Raw genomic sequence first — 17,374 nt, forward strand, 5'->3', positions numbered from 1 at the left:
TAAAAGTAGCTCGAACTCCTGCAATGGAGTGAGTCAAAAAAATGTCCGAAGTCGTTGATCATCTGGCCGAAATGACCGGCTTCCGGGACCGGGACGTCATGGACGTGACCCTGGTGTGCGCATTGCGTGACCTCTTGGAGCCGCTGTCGGTGGCGATTTTTCGCTGTGTCGGCGACGCGGGCGAGCAGCGCTGGCTGACCCGCGCGCGCTTGGGCGCCGATGATGCTGTGGCCACCGCCGACCCGCTCTGGTCCGACCCCGCTGGCCTGCCTTTGCTGCAAGACTACCCGCAGCGCCTGGACTGCATGCATAGCCGCGCCGTGGTGCAGGGCGAGCTACCAGCCTTGGCCGACAAGGCCGAGCAATTCATCAGCTTGTTCCCTATCGCCACCGATCGTGAGGTGGTGGGCGTTTTGGAAGTTATTTCAACGCAGCGCATGAGCCCTAAGGCGCAACGCATGGTCAGCAGCGTGCTGCGGATTTATCACAACTTCCAAGGCCTGCTCGACTACAGCGAACGTGACACCTTGACGGGCCTGCTCAATCGCAAGACCTTTGAGGACAGCTTCCTGAAGGCCGTCAGCGAACTGCCGGCGCGGGCGATTCTGGCCGATACCGATGATGGGCGGCGTCACGAGGGCAGCAGCCCGCGTTACTTTTTGGGCGTCATCGATATCGATCACTTCAAACAGGTCAATGACCGCTTCGGACATTTGATCGGTGACGAGGTCTTGCTCTTGTTGTCGCGCCTGATGCGCAGCAGCTTTCGCTTTCACGACTTACTCTACCGCTTTGGTGGTGAGGAGTTCGTGGTCTTGATGCGCTGCGAAGACGAGTTAGACGCGGCCCATGCCTTCGAGCGCCTGCGACTCAATACCGAGCAATATGCGTTCCCGCAAATTGGCCGCATCACCGTCAGCATTGGTTTTACGCAAGTGCGTATCGAGGATTCGCCGGCCTCTGCCTTCGAGCGCGCCGACAAGGCCGTCTACCACGCGAAAGATTCGGGCCGCAACCAGGTGCACAGCCATGCCGAGCTGGTCTTGGCCGGCAAGATGAGCGAGCAGGCTCAGCTCAGCGCGATGGAATTGTTCTAACCCTGGTCTGCGAAGGGCTGGGTTGATTTGGCTTGATGGGCAAAAGCCCGGCCAGTGGCCAGTCTATTGCGCCAGTTTGCGCAAATCAAAGCCCCCCGGCTTAGGGGGTGAGCGTGGTTTTGGTGAAAATTATCGGTACTTTGGAGCACCGTTATGCCATCATGCGCGTCGGTGAATAGATTCATCTGCAGTCTGCCCCCACCGAATGCCTGGGCCTCATTAAGGAAAACGTCATGTCGACAAGTCAAATTTTCAATGCTTTCAAAAAGACCGGCTTGACCGTCGCCTTGGCGGCCGCTGCGTTTACCGGTGTCGCGCACGCTGGCGCTGTCAGCACCAGCTTTGATCCGCTGTTTGGGATCGCCTTGCCCAATCTGGGTTATGCGGGTACGTTTGACTTCACGGTCCCTGACAGTTGCCTGGGTTCGATGTCTGGTGTGTATTCGCTTCCCCTACCATGCGGCGGTACTTTGACAGGGCTCGCGACTTTAACTTTGTATGACAAAAATTCGCTGGCGACCAGTATTACCTCCCCACAGCTGTCTCTCGATATTACTGGTCTGGATGTGAACAATGGAGTGGTGGTTGGTTGGAGTACGGATCGTTCGAATGACCTGAAAACCTATTTTGCTGGCTTGGCTGCCGCAAACGGTCCAGGGGCCTACGTCAATAGCTTCGATATTTCATATTTGAATGGTGTCCCTTTGCTGGCTTGCCGTAATTGCAATGGAGGAACGAGCACCATTCGCGGCGAGCACGATAACTTCATCCAAAAATCAATTGTGACCAACGATGGTGGTGTTACCCATATTGTCACTATGACATTGGATGGCGGCTCAACGAGCAGCATCAACAACGTCATCACGCAAGTGCCGGAGCCGAGCAGCCTGATGTTGAGTCTGGCAGGCTTGTTGGGACTTGGTTTCATGGTTCGCCGCAAGCGCTGAGTCAGCGCGGCCAAAGTCGCTATGGAGAAAAAGGCGGTCGCTTGAGGCGACCGCCTTTTTTCATGCAGATGCTCAACAGCTACTGGCTCATTGAGCCAGTGCAGCCACTCGCTTCAGCGACAGTGCCAATGACTTGCGCAGCAAGTCGTCCGAGCCCCAGCCCAGCGCCTCCTGCCATAGCTGCTCATAGGCTGAAGCGGGCACCGCTTCTCTGAGCTGCTCCAACCACGCCTGCCAGCGCGCTTGCGCTCGCTGCGGGCGCGTGAGTCTTGCGTTGTTGCGTAGCTGTGTGCTGGCGGATGCCAAGCCAACTGCCAGTTCCTGATGACCCAGGCCTAAAGCCAAGACGGCGTGATCATCTAGGCAGCCCAGCAACTGCTCACGCATCTCGAACGCATTGAAGGCGGTGAGCGCGTCATAGAGCCGGCTGCTGGCCTCGGCCCACTCGCCCTTGACCGACAGCACTTGGCTCTGCCGCCACAGCGCGTTGGCGACACCGCGTCGGTCGCCTGCTGCCAGGCAAATCTTCAAAGAGCGGGCAAAGGCCAAGTCTGCTTTGTCAAAATCCTGCGCTTCAAAAGCGATCAGGCCGGTGATCAACTCGGCTTCGGCTTCGGTTTCCGGATGCTTGTGCGTGCGAGCCAAGGCCAGCACTTCTTGGAGATGGCGAGCTGCCTCTTCGTCATCGCCATTGAAGTAGTCGATTTGCGCCAATTGGGTCAGCACGATCGCTTCGTTGCCCGCATCGCCGCATTGCCGGAACAGGGCCAGACTTTCCAGCACCGCTTCGCGTGCGCCGCGGCCGTCGCCTGCGCTGAGCTTGGCCAGTGCAATGGTCGACAGCGTCGGCGCCAGCAAGGCCGCTTGGTTGAGCTCACGACGCAGCGCCAAGCAAGGCTCAAGTGCTTTCAAGGCCGCGGCATGATCGCTCTGACTCCAGGCCAGCACCGCAGCCACATAAAGCGCATGGGCATGCACCATCGCCGACTCCCGCACCGCCGCGAGCTCAAGCATGGCGGTCACAGCGGCTCGGCCCTCTGCGGCGTGGCCGCGCAGCACCCAGAAGTTTTGCTGCGCGACGGCCAACTTCACCGTCAGGATGGGGTCCACCAGGCCTTCATCCGACAGCGCCAAGCTCATGGCGGCGCGCAAATTGTCTTGTTCGGCCTCAAAGCGGGCCAGCCATTCACCTTGCTTGGCGCCACGCAGGCCATCGCGCGCCTGTTTGGCCAGCTCGAAATAGTATTGGCAATGGGCCACTCGCAGGTCATCGGCTTCGCCGCTGTCATTTAATTTGCCCTGCGCATATTCGCGAATGGTCTCTAGCATTCGGTAGCGGGTGCCCTTGGCCTCCTCGATTTGCATGACCAAAGACTTTTCCACCAGCGCGGACAGCAAGTCGAGAATATCGTCGGGATTGAGCGGCTCGCTGCCGCATATGGATTCCGCAGCCTGCATATCAAAGCCGCCCTTGAAGGGCGCCAAGCGATTGAGCAGCGTCATCTCGTTCTCCGACAGCATGTCGTAGGACCAGTCGACCAAGGCGCGCAGGGTTTGCTGCCGTTCTTGCAGCACGCGCGAACCGCCGGTTAGGATTTTGTAGCGGTCGTTCAGCCGCCGATTGATATCTTCGACCGACAGCACCCGCACCCGCGCAGCGGCCAGCTCAAGGGCCAGCGGTATGCCTTCCAGGCGCGCAACCAGTTCGGCCACCGCCGGCGCAACTTCCTCGGTCAACTCGAAGCTGGGTTTGTGCGCTTGAGCGCGATCGACGAAGAGCCGCACCGCAGTGGACTTGAGCAGGCTGCTCACACTATCGCCGACGCTGGGCAGCGGCAAGGGCAAGATAGGGTAGGCGCGCTCGCCAGGAATGCGCAATGCCTCGCGGCTCGATGCTGCCAGGCGCACGAAGGGCGCCGCCTTGATGACGGCCTGGGCCAGGTCCGCAGAGGCCTTGATCAGATGCTCGCAATTGTCAAAAACCATCAAGACCCGGCGATTCTTCAGATAGGCGCAGACCGATTGCAGCAGCGTGCGCTCCGGTTCCTCGCGCACGCCCAGCACCTGCGCGGCCTCGCTCAGGGCCAAACTCGGGTCGCTGATCGGAGCCAGATCCAGGAACCAGACGCCGTCAGGGAACTGATGAATCAACTCGAACGCGGCCTGCAGCGATAAACGGGTCTTGCCCAGGCCGCCCATGCCCAGCAATGTGACCAAGCGTGCGTTGCCGAGCAGGGTTTTGATCTCGCGCAGCTCTTGCTCGCGCCCGATGAACTTGCTGCCCTGCAGCGGCAGGTTGTTGGGAATTTCCTTGACCGGCATCCAGTTCTCGGCAACCCGAGTCACGCGGTAGACCTTTTCTCCATCGGCAGGGGCTTTGACGTGCTTGCCGGGCAGGGCGACTTCGAAAATCTCGATCGCGTCCGAAACGCCCTTCATCATCCAATGACCGTGGGATTCGATCTCCCATTCGGGCGCAGCAAGTGCCGCTCTGGCCTCGGCACTCAAAAGCGTCTGTGCGCCGGCTGCAATGGACATGATGCGTGCCGCAGTGGGTTTGGCCAAACCGTCCACTTCGAGGGGCTTGGCGCCGCGCAGCACATCTTCTTCGCTGTTTTCACGCAGAATGACCGGGCCAAGATGAATGCCCGCGCGCGCCGCAAGCGGTGTATCGAGCGCGCCAATGGCCTGGTGATAGGCATGCGCATAACGGACCGCATCATCGGCGTTCTCGAACATCAAGAGCATGCCGTCGGTCTTGTCGATTTCGCGGCCACGCCAAGAAATCAAGAGGTCACGGGCCACGCGGTCATGCTGAACCCAGACCTCGGCCATCAACTGGTCTCCCAGTTGTTCCGAGAGTTTGGTGCTGTCAACCACGTCGGTGAGCAGCAAGACACGAATTTCCGACATTAACTGATTCTCCCTGGCCGAGCAGAGTTCGGTGGGCGAAACTCCCTGCGGCATGGCCGGGAGTATAGGTTTGCCGATGGGTCGATCACGCAGCCAAGCTGAAACGGCTGCCTGCAGCGCTGCGTCACCAGCGTGCGCGAAATCCCTTCAGGCCTTGCTGGGGTTTGGTGAGGTCGCCGTGTTTTGTTCCATGACCAAGGCCGGATTAAGGCGCGGGTCGTTGTACATCTTGAATTGGCGGTAGACCTTGAAGTAGGCGCGGCCGGCGAGTGAATCGGCCAGCAAGGCATCAAAGCAGTCGCCCAGATCGCTGCGTTGCTGGCGCAGGCGGGCGAGGCGCTCGCTGCAGACGGCGCGGTGTTCCTCGTCAACGTCGCTGCGCAGGGTCTGCAAGCGCATCGCCTCGACCTTCAAAGACATGATGGACATGCGGTCCACCATGCTGCCGGCGGTTTCGCTATTGAGCCGGGCGCCGGGGCCTTGCGTCGAGCGCGGTGTCGGGCTGCCGATGCTGGCCGCGTCGACCAAGCCCAAGGCACTGAGCAAGAATTCATCGATGCGCTCGATGGCGTCATTGCGCGCTTGGTTGAAGCGGTCAATGGCGCGCTTGTTGGCGACGATCTCCGCATCCTGCGCCTGCTGCCGGCGAGCCAGATCTTCCTCGCCCCAGAGGCTTGCGTTGTAGAAATGGTTGATGCTGATCCAGCCGAGCAGGTCGTCGGCGACGGGCGCTGTGGCGGGTAAGCCAAGTTCCAGGGCCACGGTTTGCTGCGCAATGATTTCGCGCGCGGTGGGCAATGCAATCAGGGCTTGGGCAGAAGAGGGCATAAGGTTCTCGAGAGTGGGCACTGGGTGCAATGGCAGAATGCCGCCGCAGAGCATAACCGGGAGTACTCGCGATGATAGTCAAGGCAAATGGGCCGCGCCCCTTGATTGTGCGTCTGCGCAATTTTGTCGGCGATGCGGTACTGGGTCTGCCGGCGCTGCGCCTGCTTGAGCGCCATGGCTATCAGCTGCAACTGGTCGGCAAGGGCTGGGCGCCGGATTTGTTCGCCGCCGAAGGCTGGCCGGTACATGTGCGGCCCAAGAAGTTGGGTGATCGGATCAAGCAATTGCGCCGCTTGCGCGCCGAAGCACGCCGCCTCGACCCCGACTTTGATCGCCGCTCAAATGCCGTGGTGTTTCCCGGTGCCATTTCAGCCGCGCTGGATATGCGTTTGGCCGGCTTGCGAGCCGAGGGCTATGCCGGTGATGGGCGCAGCTGGCTGCTGGCGCGCAGCCATGCCATCTATATGCAGGTCCATACCTTGCGCAGCTATTGGGACCTGAGTTGTGCATTTCTCGGTATCAGCGAGCCCCCGCCGGCTTCGATCGATTTCAAAGTCAGCGCTGCCCAATTTGCGCAGGCAGATGCCTTGCTGCAGCAGCATGGCGTTCGGCCCGGCTTTGTGTTGGTGTGTCCATTTGCCAATGACACCATTGAGTTGGTCGACAAAACCTGGCCGCATTTTCCGGCCTTTGTCGAGCGGCTGGTCGCCAGCGGCCAGCAAGTGCTGATTTGCCCCGGGCCTAATGAGGTTGAGGGCGGGCGGCGTATGTACCCGACAGCGCTACGCCTCGAGGGCGTCGGCCTGGGCGTTTACAACGCCTTGCTGGCGCGAGCCAGGCTTGTGGTTTCGAACGACACCGGCCCGGCTCATATGGCGGCGGCGGTCGGTGCGCCGCTGCTCAGCGTCATCGGGCCGACCCCGCTGGCGCTGTGGGCACCATGGGGGCCAAACGTCGAAATCATGCAGCGCTATCCCGAGTGGTTCACGGCCGATGAAGTCTTGGCGAGGGTGCTGCAGCGCTTGGCTTCAGCACCCGCGTGAACTTACCAGATGCGAATGCGCTCCTCGCTGGCCTTGAACATCTGATCGCCCTGCTTGGTGCCGAAAGCCTCGTGGAAGCCGTCGTGATTGACTGCGGCGCCGTTGGCGCGGAACTTGGCCGGTGAATGGGGGTCCACGGTCAAGTTCTGCATGGTGCGTTCATCCCGCGCCTTGGCACGCCAGGCTTGCGACCAGCCCATGAAAAAGCGCTGCTCGCCGGTATAACCGTCGATCACGGCGGCCGGTTTGCCGCCGAGTGAGTGCCGGTAGGCCTTGTAGGCGATCTGCAGGCCGGACAGGTCGGCAATGTTCTCGCCCAAGGTCAGCTTGCCGTTGAGCGTCTTGCCGGGTAGCGGCTCATACTTTTCGTACTGCGCCACCAACTGCGCGCCGACTTTCTCAAAGGCCTGACGGTCGGCGTCGCTCCACCAATTGCGCAGCGCGCCGTCGCCGTCGAACTGGCTGCCTTGGTCGTCAAAACCATGGCTGATCTCATGCCCGATGACGGCGCCAATGGCGCCGTAGTTGACCGCGTCATCGGCCGCCATATCAAAGAAGGGCGGCTGCAAAATCGCGGCCGGGAAGACGATCTCGTTCATCGACGGGTTGTAATAGGCGTTGACGGTTTGCGGCGTCATGCCCCATTCGGCCCGGTCGACCGGCTTGCCCACGCGGGTGGCGATGCGTTCCCATTCAAAGCGGCCCGAGCGCGCGCGGTTGCCGAAGGCGTCGCCTTCGCGCACTTCCAGCGCGCTGTAGTCACGCCAGGTGTCGGGGTAGCCGATCTTGACCATGTACTTGGACAGCTTGTCCTTGGCGGCGGCCTTGGTGGCGGGCGTCATCCAGCTCAAGCCGTCGATCGAGTCGCCGTAGGCATTCATCAGATTGCCGACCAACTCGACCATGCGGGTCTTGTAAGCGGGCGGGAAATGCTGGGCCACATAGACCTGACCGATCGCTTCGCCCAGGGCGCCGTTGACCTCGGCAATGCCTTTTTGCCAACGTGGCCGTTCTTCCTTGGCCCCCGTCAGCGCATTGCCGTGGAAGGCAAAGCGAGCTTCACGGTAGGGCTTGGGCAGCAGTTCGGCGTTTTCGTCCAGCACGCGCAGCTTCAGATAGGCCTTCCAGTCGGCCAGAGGCACTTCTTGTGTCATCTTGGCCAGCGCCGCCATGGTGCTGGGCTGCGAGACCGTGATGCGGTCAACGCCTTGCAGCTGTGCGGCGGCCATGAAGGCGGCCCAGTCGAAACCAGGCGCAGCCTTGGCCAACTCGTCCGGCGTCATCGGGTTGTAGGTCTTGACCGGGTTGCGGTTGTCGACCTTGTCCCAATGCGCCTCGGCAATGCGCTTCTCTAGCGCCATCACTTGGGCAGCCACAGCCCCAGGAGCCTTTTCGCCCGAGAGCTTGGCCAGCGTTATCAAATAGGCCAGATAGGCTTTGCGCGCTTGGCTCAGCTTGTCGTCGTCCTTCAGGTAGTAGTCGCGGTCCGGCATGCCGATGCCGCCTTGCCAGGTCAGCGCACGGTTGATGCCCGGCTCTTTGAAGTCAGGCATCACCCACAGCACCATAGGCGTGTTGACGGCACCCTGAGCGCGACCCAACCAGCGCGCCAAATCGGCCGGCGTCTTGATCGCGTCAATGCTGGCCAGCATCGCTTTGGCGGGCTTCAAGCCGGCTTTGTCGATGGCCGCCAGGTCGGTGTAGGAGCCATAGAAGGCGGCGATCTTTTGCTCGACGCTACCCTTGGCTTGGCTCGCCTTTGGATTGGCGGCGAGTGCCTCAACGATCACGCGCACTTGCTTGTCGGACAGGTCGCGCAGCTGATAAAAGCTGCCGTACTCGGCCTTGTCGGCCGGGATCTCGGTCTTGCTGACCCAGGCGCCGTTGGCGGCCAGGAACAAGTCGTCTTGCGGGCGTACCTTGCTGTCAAAGCCACTGAGGTCCAGGCCAGAGGTAGGGGCCTTTGCGGGCGTTGCAGCTTGTGTCAGAGCGGCCGACAACAGCAGGGCGGACAGGGGCAAAAGTCGAAAGAGTTTCATGCGGAAATGCCTGGGATAGGAGAGCGCGCAGCGTAGTGCAAGGGCACTGGCTTGGCAAGATGACTTTCCGCACGGTGGGTAGACCCTTGCTGCTGCTGCGGCTGTTCAGGTTTTCCGGCAACTTGGCAGGGGTCAACGCGTACACTGCGGCGGTCCGCCTCCTGAAAAGCACCCTATGTTTTGCCCTCGTTGCCAAGCCGCCAGTCCAGCGGGCGGCCGATTTTGCGCGCAATGTGGTGCGCCATTGCCGGCTTCGGACGCGGTGCAGCGCAGCTCGCGCCGCCAGATGACCGTCTTGTTCTGCGACTTGGTCGGCTCAACCGAATTGGCGCAGCGCTGCGACCCGGACGACTGGTTGGCTGCTCTGCAGCAGTATCACGATCTGGTGCGGCGAGTCAGCGCGCGCTATGGCGGTTTTGTCGCCCGTATCGTTGGTGACGGGGTGGATGTCTATTTCGGCTATCCGCTCGCCAATGAGGATGATGCTGCCCGGGCCTTGCACACCGGCCTGAATTTGGCGGCCGAGCTGCCGCGCATAGAGGTGGAGCCGGGCGTGCCGCTGTCCTTGCGCATTGGCATCGCTACCGGCATGGTCGCCGTCAGCGTAGGGCAAGGGGTTGCGGTGGCTGGGCCCACACCCAATCTGGCCGCGCGCATTCAGGCTGCGGTGCCGCCGGGTGCCATCGGTGTTGCACCCAGCACCCGCCACATCGCCGGAGGGCAGTTCGAGTTTGCTGAACTCGGCGAGCATGCACTGAAGGGCTTCGAAGCGCCGGTGGCGATCAATGTGGTGCGCCGGGCGCTGTCGCAGGACAGCAGGTCCGCTTGGCGCGGCCGCGACACGCGTCTGCCTATGGTTGGCCGCAGGGCCGAGCTCAACAGCCTGCAGACCATCTGGCAGCGCGCCAGCGCCGGGCGCACCTGCGGCGCTTTGGTGCTCGGTGAGCCGGGCCTGGGCAAATCGCGCTTGGTGACGGCCTTGGATCTTGTGCTGCCGGCGCAGGGCCACACCATGCTGCGTCTGCAATGCTCGCCGTTTCATGTCAACAGCGCCTTGCAGCCCTTTGTCCAACATCTGGCCGTGGCCGCTGGCCTGAGCAGCAGCGACAGCAATCCGGTAAAGCTGGACAAGCTCGAAGCGCAGCTGGCCATCGGCGGTATCGAGGACCCGAGCGACTGCGCGCTGATTGCCGCACTCTTGGGCGTCGCGTCGGACGGCCGTTACCCGGCCCTGGCCATGCCGCCGCCTATGCAGCTGCAGCTGATCAAGGAGGCGCTTAAGCATTACTTTTCGGGCCTGGCTCACCAGCGCCTGAGCCCGGCCAATGAGCAAACGCTCACCCGGTATTTCGTCGGCCATGCGGAGGAGCGACCCTTGCTGCTGGTGATCGAGGACATGCATTGGGTCGACCCGACCTCCTTGGAGCTGATCGAGCAGCTGCTGGCCAGCGGCGACGACGCGTCCATCCTGCTCTTGATGACCGCGCGCCATGACTTTTCCTCGCGCTGGCAGGACGGCGAGAACTTTCTGCAACTGGTGCTGCAGCGCTTGCCTGACGAGGACGCCTTTGCCGTGGCAGCGCAGCAGCTGCAGCAGGCCGATCTGCCGCCGCAATGGCTGGCCGCCATCATCGAAAGAACGGACGGCGTGCCGCTGTTCATCGAGGAAATGACGCATATGCTGCTGGAGCGCCGGGCCGCGCCCAGCGGCGCGGTGGGCTTGGGCCATGCGGTGCCCGAGACCTTGGTGGACTTGCTGACCGAGCGGCTGGACAGGCTGCCGGCGGCGGCGAAGGAGTTGGCGCAGGTCGCGGCGGTGATAGGCCGCGAGTTCGACCGCGAGCTGCTTTTTGCGGCCGCGCCCGAACTTGAAGGCGGGCAGCAGGCTGCGCTGCAAGCGATGCTGGACAGCGGCCTGCTGCTGAGCGGCAGCGCCGACGGCGAGCGCTTGTTGTTCAAGCATGCCTTGGTTGAAGACACCGCATACGGTTCGGTGCCGGCCAAGCGCTGTGCCGAGATTCACGGCCGCTTGGCCGATGTGTTGCTGAGTCAGTTCAAGACTCGCGTCCATCATCAACCCGAGCTGGCCGCTCGTCACCTGAGCCGCGCCGGCCGGGGCTTGGAGGCCGCCGCTTGGTGGCAGGCCGCCGGCGGGCAGGCGCTGTCGCGGGGCGCGCCGCGTGAGGCCGCCGGTCATCTGCGCGCCGGCGTGGCTGCTTTGGGCGGGGTGGCTGCCAGCGCTGAGCGCGACCGGGCCGAACTGGGCCTCCTGTCCATGTTGGGCCCCACCACCATGGTCTTGCTGGGCCCCGGCAGCGACGAATTTGGCAGCGTCCAGCAGCGCGCCTATGAACTCAGCCAGACCTTGCCCGGTCAGCCCCTGTTGTTCCCCACCAGCTACGCCTGGTGCTTGTTCAACTGGGGGCGTGCCCGGCTGGCTGCGGCCGGCGAGCTGGCGGACGGCTTGCTGCTTGCCGCCGCCTTGCGCGCCGGTGAAACCGAGGCGGCCTTGGCCGCCCACACGATGGCGGGCATGGTGCAGTTTCACCGAGGTCAGCCGGAGGCGGCGCGGGGCCATTTGTCGCAGTCCACCGCGCTCTACGAGCCGCAGCGCGACGCCGCGCTCTATCCGGTCTACCTGATGGATTTTGGCGTGTTCGGGCGCTTTTATCTGGCGCTGGCGACCCAGGTGCTGGGCTTTGCCGATGCGGCGCGGCGTATTGCCGCCGAGGCCTTGCTCTTGGCCGAAGGCCTGAACCAGCCCCACACGCTCGGCTTTGCGATGCTGGCTAACTTCAATACTGCAGTGATGCGCGGGGACGCCGCCGAGGCGTTACCAATGGCCGAGCGCTGCATCGAGTTTTCAAGTCAGTTCGGTTTCCCTGAGTTCATCGCGATGGCGCGGATCGCAAGGGGCTGGGCCTGGGCGCATGGGCAAGCGCGCTGGGCCGAAGGTTTGGCCGAGCTGCAGGCCGGTATTGCGGGCTGGGCCGAGACCGGCTTCGAGAACTGGCAGACCTGGTTCGCGGTGCTGGAGGCGGAGATGCTGGGGCAGCTGGGGCAGCATGGCGCGGCGCTGGCCCTGATGGAGCGGCAACTCGCACGCGTAGCGGCCAATGGTGAGCACCAGTTCGAAAGCTTGCTCTTGGGGGAACGCGCGGCCGCTCTTGCTGCGCTGCCTGGACGCAGTGCCGAAGCTAGAGCCGAAGCCAAAGCCCAAGCCGAAGCGGACTTCGAGTCAGCCGCCGCCTTGGCGCGCGAGCAAGGTGCGGCCGCCTGGTCGCAGCGCATCGCAAGCCGGCGGGCCCAGGTCTTGCCGCACTAGCGCAGCGTCAGTGCCCGGGCAGGCGCGGCCTCACGAACACGTCGGCGCCGGTCGACCCGCCCGCTGTCATCAAGGCGAAGGTCAACATCATGTCGTAGTCGGTAGCGACGATGCCGTCGCGCCCATGGCCGGATAAGGCTTGATTGCCCGCTAGATTGCGGAACCACTGCGCCCATTGCTTGGAGCCCGGGTCGAATAGCATGAACTGGCCGCCGTCTTCCGGAAACACCTTGTTCGGCGAGGGATAAAGATTGGCGACGAATGGGTATTGGCCGGCCGAGTGGCAGCTCACGCAGGAGGTGGCCGGGAATGGTTGCCCAAGGGCTGAGCGGCGCCCGGACACGGTCACTACATTGTGCCTAATGCCCACGTCCAACGGGCCGGCCAGCCTGCCGCCCCAGCCCAGGCCGTAGCTGATGAAATCGGGCAGATCTTTGCTGACCCAGGTTTCTTGCAGCACACCGTTGGGCCCCAGGCCGTCGGGGAACTTGGCCAATTCGGGGTCGTTGCCCCACATCGCGCCCACCGGCAGCGCCCGGTCCCAGACGGTGGCAGCGTTAGAGCGGCTGTCGTAGGCAAAGGCCATGAAGACCCAGCCGGTTTTGGGCGAGGCGCGGCTGTCCTTGATGCGCACCGCCATCTGCAAAAAGCGCATCGGCGTGATGACGGGCACGCGCTTGGTCGGGTCCGGCTCTTTCTCCATCGAAGCGACCGATGGGCGGTAGAGATGCGAAACCGAAGAGCCCTTCAAGACCGGCGGGCCGTTCTTGCTCGGCCATTGGTCTTCCAGCAAGGTCACACCTTCGACCTTGACGACGATGGAACCTTCCGGAAACTGCGCAGCACTCAGGTCGGGGCGCAGCGGGTTCTTCCAGATCTTGCCCAGTTGATGGGCCGCGACATCGTTGTAGTAAACCACCGCATGGTTCTGAAACGAGGGCACGGTGGGGCGCTGGTTCTCGGGGTAGGAAATGCTTTGCAGAATCTGCCCGGTGTAGGAGCCCAGCAGTGCTTCGCGGCCTGTTGAGGGGTCGATCTTGCCGTTGCTCATGGTGGCACCTTGCCCGCCCCAAGGCATGTCGTACCAGCCCGCCTGCTGCGGCGACCAGTGCAGCGGGTCGTTGAGCAGGCCCTTCAAATCCTTTTCCAGCATTTTTTTGACCGCTGCCACATAGGCCGGCGCGGTGTCTTTGCTCAAGGGGCCTGCGGGCCTGGCCGCGGGCCATTTGGCCGCTACCGGGTGCAGGGGATAGTCGTAGTGACTGGTTCGAAAAGGCTGCGACCAATCCGGCGGGTACAGCGTGTTGTTGCCGGCGAAGGGGTCGGGCACCTGCGCCCAAGCGTTCAGCTGCACAGCGCAGAAAACGAGGCCGCCCCAGGCAAATCGTTGGAGATTGCTAACGCTGCGGGTCTTGGTACAGGGCATGTGATCACTCCTTGTTCAACAAAGGATTGGCTTGGAGCCAGCTGCCCCAAGCCCAAACTCACGCCCGAGGCCGGGGCGGCGCATTGTTGACTACACTTTCTGTGGCCGTCAAGCCAAAGTCAGATCCGCATCAAGCGGTCACCACTGTGGCGCCCATGGGCAGGCGCTCAAGCGGGCGAAAACTTGTCCACCGCGTCGGTGATGATGCCGTCCACACCGCTTGCGATCAGTGTTTGCGCAGTCGTCAGGTCGTTGACGGTGTAGACCAGTGCCTTCATGCCGGCGGCGTGGATCTGAGCGAGGGTGTCGGCATCCATCAAGCGATAGTTGGTGATGACGGCCCGGCAGCCCAATGCCTGCGCTTCGCTCAGCCAGCCGGCGCGCAAGCTGTCGAGCAGCAAACCACGCGGCAGGTCGGGCGCCGTTTCGAGGGCGCCCTGCAAGGCCGGCGGGTCGAACGATGTCAACAGGGGCGCGCAGCCCGAGCCGCTCCATAAGCGCAAGACCTCGCGGCCGATCATCTGGCCGGTCAGCAACTCCTGGCCCGGGGTGGGCTTGATCTCGATATTGAGGGCATAGCGATTGGCCAAGACGAAGCGGGCCAGCGCGTCAAGGCTGGGCAGCGGCTCGCCGGCAAAAGCGCGGCTGTGCCAGCTGCCGGCATCCAGGCGGGACAAGTCGCGCCATGCCATCTCACCGGCGACGCCATGGCCATTGCTTGTGCGCTCAAGTGTGGCGTCATGCAACAAGAAGGGCAGGCCGTCACTGGAGAGCTTGCCGTCGCACTCAAAGGCCCGGTAGCCGTGCTGGGCGCCCGCGCGAAAGGCGGCCAGCGTGTTCTCGGGTGCTAACTTGCCCGCTCCTCGGTGGGCGATCCAGAAGGGCAGGGGCCAGGCGGCGTTGTTCATTGAGGGCTTGCTTTCTCTTCCACCCGGCGGGTGGTTTGCGGGTCGAACCAATGCAGATGCTTGTCGCTCAGCGCCAGCTTCAGCGTGCTACCGGGGGCCGGCGGCGTCTGCGTGCCGTCGATGCGCAGCGTGAACAACTCGCTGCCCAAGCGGCCATAGATCAGGCGCTCGGCACCGAGCATCTCAATCATCTCGACCTCAAAAGGCCAGCCCTGCTCATGCTGCCAATGATCCAGATGTTCGGGCCGCAAGCCCAGGATCAGCTCGCCGTCGCGCGGCGCGGCCTCGGGCAGATCCAGCGTGATGCCGCCGACTTTGAACGTCAGGCCCTGCGCCTGGCCCTTGAGCAGATTCATAGGCGGCGAGCCGATGAAGCCGGCCACAAAGGTGGAGGCGGGGCGGGCATAGACTTCTTCGGGGGTGCCGATCTGCTCCATATGGCCGCCGTTCATCACGATCATGCGCTGGGCCAGCGTCATCGCCTCGACCTGGTCGTGGGTGACGAAGAGCGAAGTCACGCCGAGTTCGCGGTGTAGTTTTTGAATCTCCAGCCTTGTGTGCGCGCGCAGCTTGGCGTCGAGGTTGGAGAGCGGCTCATCGAACAAGAACACCTGCGGCTTGCGCACGATGGCCCGACCCATCGCGACGCGCTGGCGCTGGCCGCCGGAGAGCTGGCGCGGCGTGCGGTCCAGCAAGCCGCCCAGTTCCAAAATCTTGGCGGCCTTGTCGACGCGGGCCTTGATCTCGGCCTCGGGCACTTTTTTTATCTTCAGACCGTAAGCCATGTTCTCGAACACCGTCATATGCGGGTAGAGCGCATAGTTCTGGAACACCATCGCGATGTCTCGTTCGGCCGGCTCGATGTTGTTGACGACGCGCTCGCCAATCGCGATTTCGCCGCCGGAGATTTCCTCCAGGCCGGCCACCATGCGCAGCAAGGTCGACTTGCCGCAGCCGGACGGGCCGACGATGACGACGAACTCGCCGTCCTTGATTTCGGCATTAACGCCGTGGATGACCTGATTGGCCTTGGGGCCGTGGCCGTAGCGCTTGACGACGTTTCTGAGGGAAATGGAAGCCATGTGTCTCTCACTCTTCTTATTTTTCGGTATCGACCAGGCCTTTGACGAACCACTTCTGCATCAGCATCACGACCAAGGCCGGCGGGATCATCGCCAGCATCGCGGTGGCCATGATGATGTTCCAGTCGTTGGCCGCGTCGCCGCCGCTGATCATGCGTTTGATGCCGATGACGACCGGGTACATGTTCTCGTCGGTGGTGACCAAAAGCGGCCACAGGTATTGGTTCCAGCCGTAGATGAACTGAATCACGAACAGCGCCGCGATGCTGGTGGTCGACAGCGGCAGCAAGATGTCTTTGAAAAAGCGCAGCGGCCCGGCGCCGTCCATGCGGGCGGCCTCCAGCAACTCATCCGGCACCGTCATGAAAAACTGTCGGAACAAAAAGGTCGCGGTGGCCGAGGCGATCAGCGGCACGGTCAGGCCGGCGTAGCTATTGAGCAGGCCCAGGTCGGCCACCACCTGGTAGGTCGGGCCAATGCGCACCTCCACCGGCAGCATCAAGGTGACGAAGATGCTCCAGAAGAAGAATGACTTGCCCGGGATGCGGAAGTAGACGATCGCAAAGGCCGACAGCAGCGAGATGGCAATCTTGGCGATCGCAATCGTCAGCGCACTGACCAGGCTGACCCACATCATGCGGCCGACCGGCGCCGTGGACCCCGCACCAGCGGAGTTGCCGAACAGCGCGGTCTTGTAGTTCTCGATCAAATGACTGCCCGGCAGCATGGGCATTGGCGCTTGCACGATTGCATCGGCCGTTTGCGTGGACGCGACAAAGGTGATGTAGACCGGAAAGGCGACGATCAGCACGCCCAGGATCAACACCAGGTGCGAGATGAAGGTCAAGACGGGGCGACGTTCAATCATCAGTATTGAACCTTCTTCTCAACATAACGGAACTGCACCACGGTCAGCGTGATCACGATGAACATCAAGACCACCGACTGCGCGGCCGAGCCGCCCAGATCCATCGCTTTGAAACCGTCGTAATAGACCTTGTAGACCAGGATGGACGTGTCTTTGCCAGGCCCGCCGTGCGTGGCGGCGTCGATGATGCCGAAGGTGTCGAAGAAGGCGTAGACGATATTGATCACCAGCAAGAAGAAGGTGGTCGGCGACAGCAGCGGGAAGATGATGGTCCAAAAACGCCGCCAAGGGCCGGCGCCGTCGATTGCGGCCGCTTCGATCAAGGACTTGGGGATGGCCTGCAGGCCGGCCATGAAGAACAGGAAGTTGTAGGAGATCTGCTTCCACACGGCTGCCATCACCACCAGCGTCATCGCGTGATCCGAGTTGAGCAAATGGTTCCAAGGGATGCCCATTTGCGTCAACCAGTAGGACACCACGCCGATCGAGGGCGCGAACATGAAGAGCCACAGCACGCCGGCGATCGCCGGTGCGACCGCATAGGGCCAGATCAACAGCGTGCGGTAGACGCCGGCCCGCTTGACCACGCGGTCTGCCATCACCGCCAGCAGCAGTGACAAGACCAGACCATTGCCGGCCACCAGCAGCGAAAAAATCGCCGTGGTCTTGAACGAGGCCAGATAGCCGGGGTCGGCAAACAGCTGTTGAAAATTCTCCAGCCCCACCCATTCGGTGGACAGCCCGAACGCGTCTTGGCGCTGCAGCGACTGCAACAAGGCCTGCGCCGCCGGCCAGAAGAAGAACACCGAAATGACCAGCAACTGCGGCGCCAGCAGCAGCCAGGGCAGCCAGGAGGCCTTGAACTGAACGCGTTTTTCTATAGCCACTGTTTGTCTTG

General features: G+C 62.6%; 12 protein-coding genes. 4 read left to right on the top strand and 8 right to left on the bottom strand.

Annotated features, from left to right (window positions below; genetic code table 11):
* Window positions 1–41: 41 nt before the first annotated feature.
* On the top strand, window positions 42–1,097 hold the full coding sequence (locus tag LNV08_RS00860) for a GGDEF domain-containing protein (RefSeq protein ID WP_263531765.1): 1,056 nt from the start codon (window positions 42–44) through the stop codon (window positions 1,095–1,097).
* A 233-nt stretch (window positions 1,098–1,330) separates the two neighbouring features.
* Window positions 1,331–2,044 carry a PEP-CTERM sorting domain-containing protein gene (locus LNV08_RS00865; protein WP_263531766.1) on the top strand — a complete coding sequence of 238 codons (714 nt, stop codon included), beginning with the start codon at window positions 1,331–1,333 and terminating at the stop codon, window positions 2,042–2,044.
* Between the two features lie 87 nt (window positions 2,045–2,131).
* Here the strand turns inward: LNV08_RS00865 and LNV08_RS00870 are convergent, their stop codons facing one another.
* Window positions 2,132–4,957 carry a tetratricopeptide repeat protein gene (locus LNV08_RS00870; protein WP_263531767.1) on the bottom strand — a complete coding sequence of 942 codons (2,826 nt, stop codon included), beginning with the start codon at window positions 4,955–4,957 and terminating at the stop codon, window positions 2,132–2,134.
* A gap of 147 nt (window positions 4,958–5,104) precedes the next feature.
* Entirely contained in the window at window positions 5,105–5,785 is a 681-nt protein-coding gene (locus LNV08_RS00875; RefSeq protein WP_263531768.1) for a DUF4254 domain-containing protein, read from the bottom strand.
* A gap of 71 nt (window positions 5,786–5,856) precedes the next feature.
* On the opposite strand from LNV08_RS00875, the gene LNV08_RS00880 reads away from it, so the two are divergent.
* Window positions 5,857–6,828: a glycosyltransferase family 9 protein gene (locus tag LNV08_RS00880; RefSeq protein WP_263531769.1), complete on the top strand. Its 972-nt coding sequence runs from the start codon at window positions 5,857–5,859 to the stop codon at window positions 6,826–6,828.
* Between the two features lie 2 nt (window positions 6,829–6,830).
* Here LNV08_RS00880 and LNV08_RS00885 read toward each other — a convergent pair whose 3' ends face one another.
* A complete protein-coding gene (locus LNV08_RS00885; RefSeq protein WP_263531770.1) occupies window positions 6,831–8,867 on the bottom strand; it encodes a M13 family metallopeptidase in 2,037 nt (678 codons plus the stop codon).
* Between the two features lie 175 nt (window positions 8,868–9,042).
* Here LNV08_RS00885 and LNV08_RS00890 point away from each other — a divergent pair, with 175 nt between their 5' ends.
* Entirely contained in the window at window positions 9,043–12,192 is a 3,150-nt protein-coding gene (locus LNV08_RS00890) for an ATP-binding protein (protein WP_263531771.1), read from the top strand.
* A gap of 7 nt (window positions 12,193–12,199) precedes the next feature.
* Here the strand turns inward: LNV08_RS00890 and LNV08_RS00895 are convergent, their stop codons facing one another.
* The 5 genes from LNV08_RS00895 to ugpA form a co-directional block, all read right to left on the bottom strand.
* A complete protein-coding gene (locus tag LNV08_RS00895; protein WP_263531772.1) occupies window positions 12,200–13,618 on the bottom strand; it encodes a hypothetical protein in 1,419 nt (472 codons plus the stop codon).
* Window positions 13,619–13,785: 167 nt separating this feature from the next.
* Entirely contained in the window at window positions 13,786–14,526 is a 741-nt protein-coding gene (gene ugpQ / locus LNV08_RS00900; protein ID WP_263531773.1) for a glycerophosphodiester phosphodiesterase, read from the bottom strand.
* Entirely contained in the window at window positions 14,523–15,608 is a 1,086-nt protein-coding gene (locus LNV08_RS00905) for a sn-glycerol-3-phosphate import ATP-binding protein UgpC (RefSeq protein ID WP_263531774.1), read from the bottom strand. The genes ugpQ and LNV08_RS00905 overlap by 4 nt, the downstream gene beginning before the upstream one ends.
* A gap of 16 nt (window positions 15,609–15,624) precedes the next feature.
* Window positions 15,625–16,476: a sn-glycerol-3-phosphate ABC transporter permease UgpE gene (gene ugpE, locus LNV08_RS00910; RefSeq protein WP_263531775.1), complete on the bottom strand. Its 852-nt coding sequence runs from the start codon at window positions 16,474–16,476 to the stop codon at window positions 15,625–15,627.
* Window positions 16,476–17,357, bottom strand: coding sequence for a sn-glycerol-3-phosphate ABC transporter permease UgpA (ugpA, locus tag LNV08_RS00915; RefSeq protein WP_263532279.1), 882 nt, complete (start codon window positions 17,355–17,357; stop codon window positions 16,476–16,478). The genes ugpE and ugpA overlap by 1 nt, the downstream gene beginning before the upstream one ends.
* Window positions 17,358–17,374 lie beyond the last annotated feature (17 nt).

Source organism: Paucibacter sp. TC2R-5, from assembly GCF_025717605.1.
Taxonomy (GTDB): domain Bacteria; phylum Pseudomonadota; class Gammaproteobacteria; order Burkholderiales; family Burkholderiaceae_C; genus Paucibacter_A; species Paucibacter_A albus.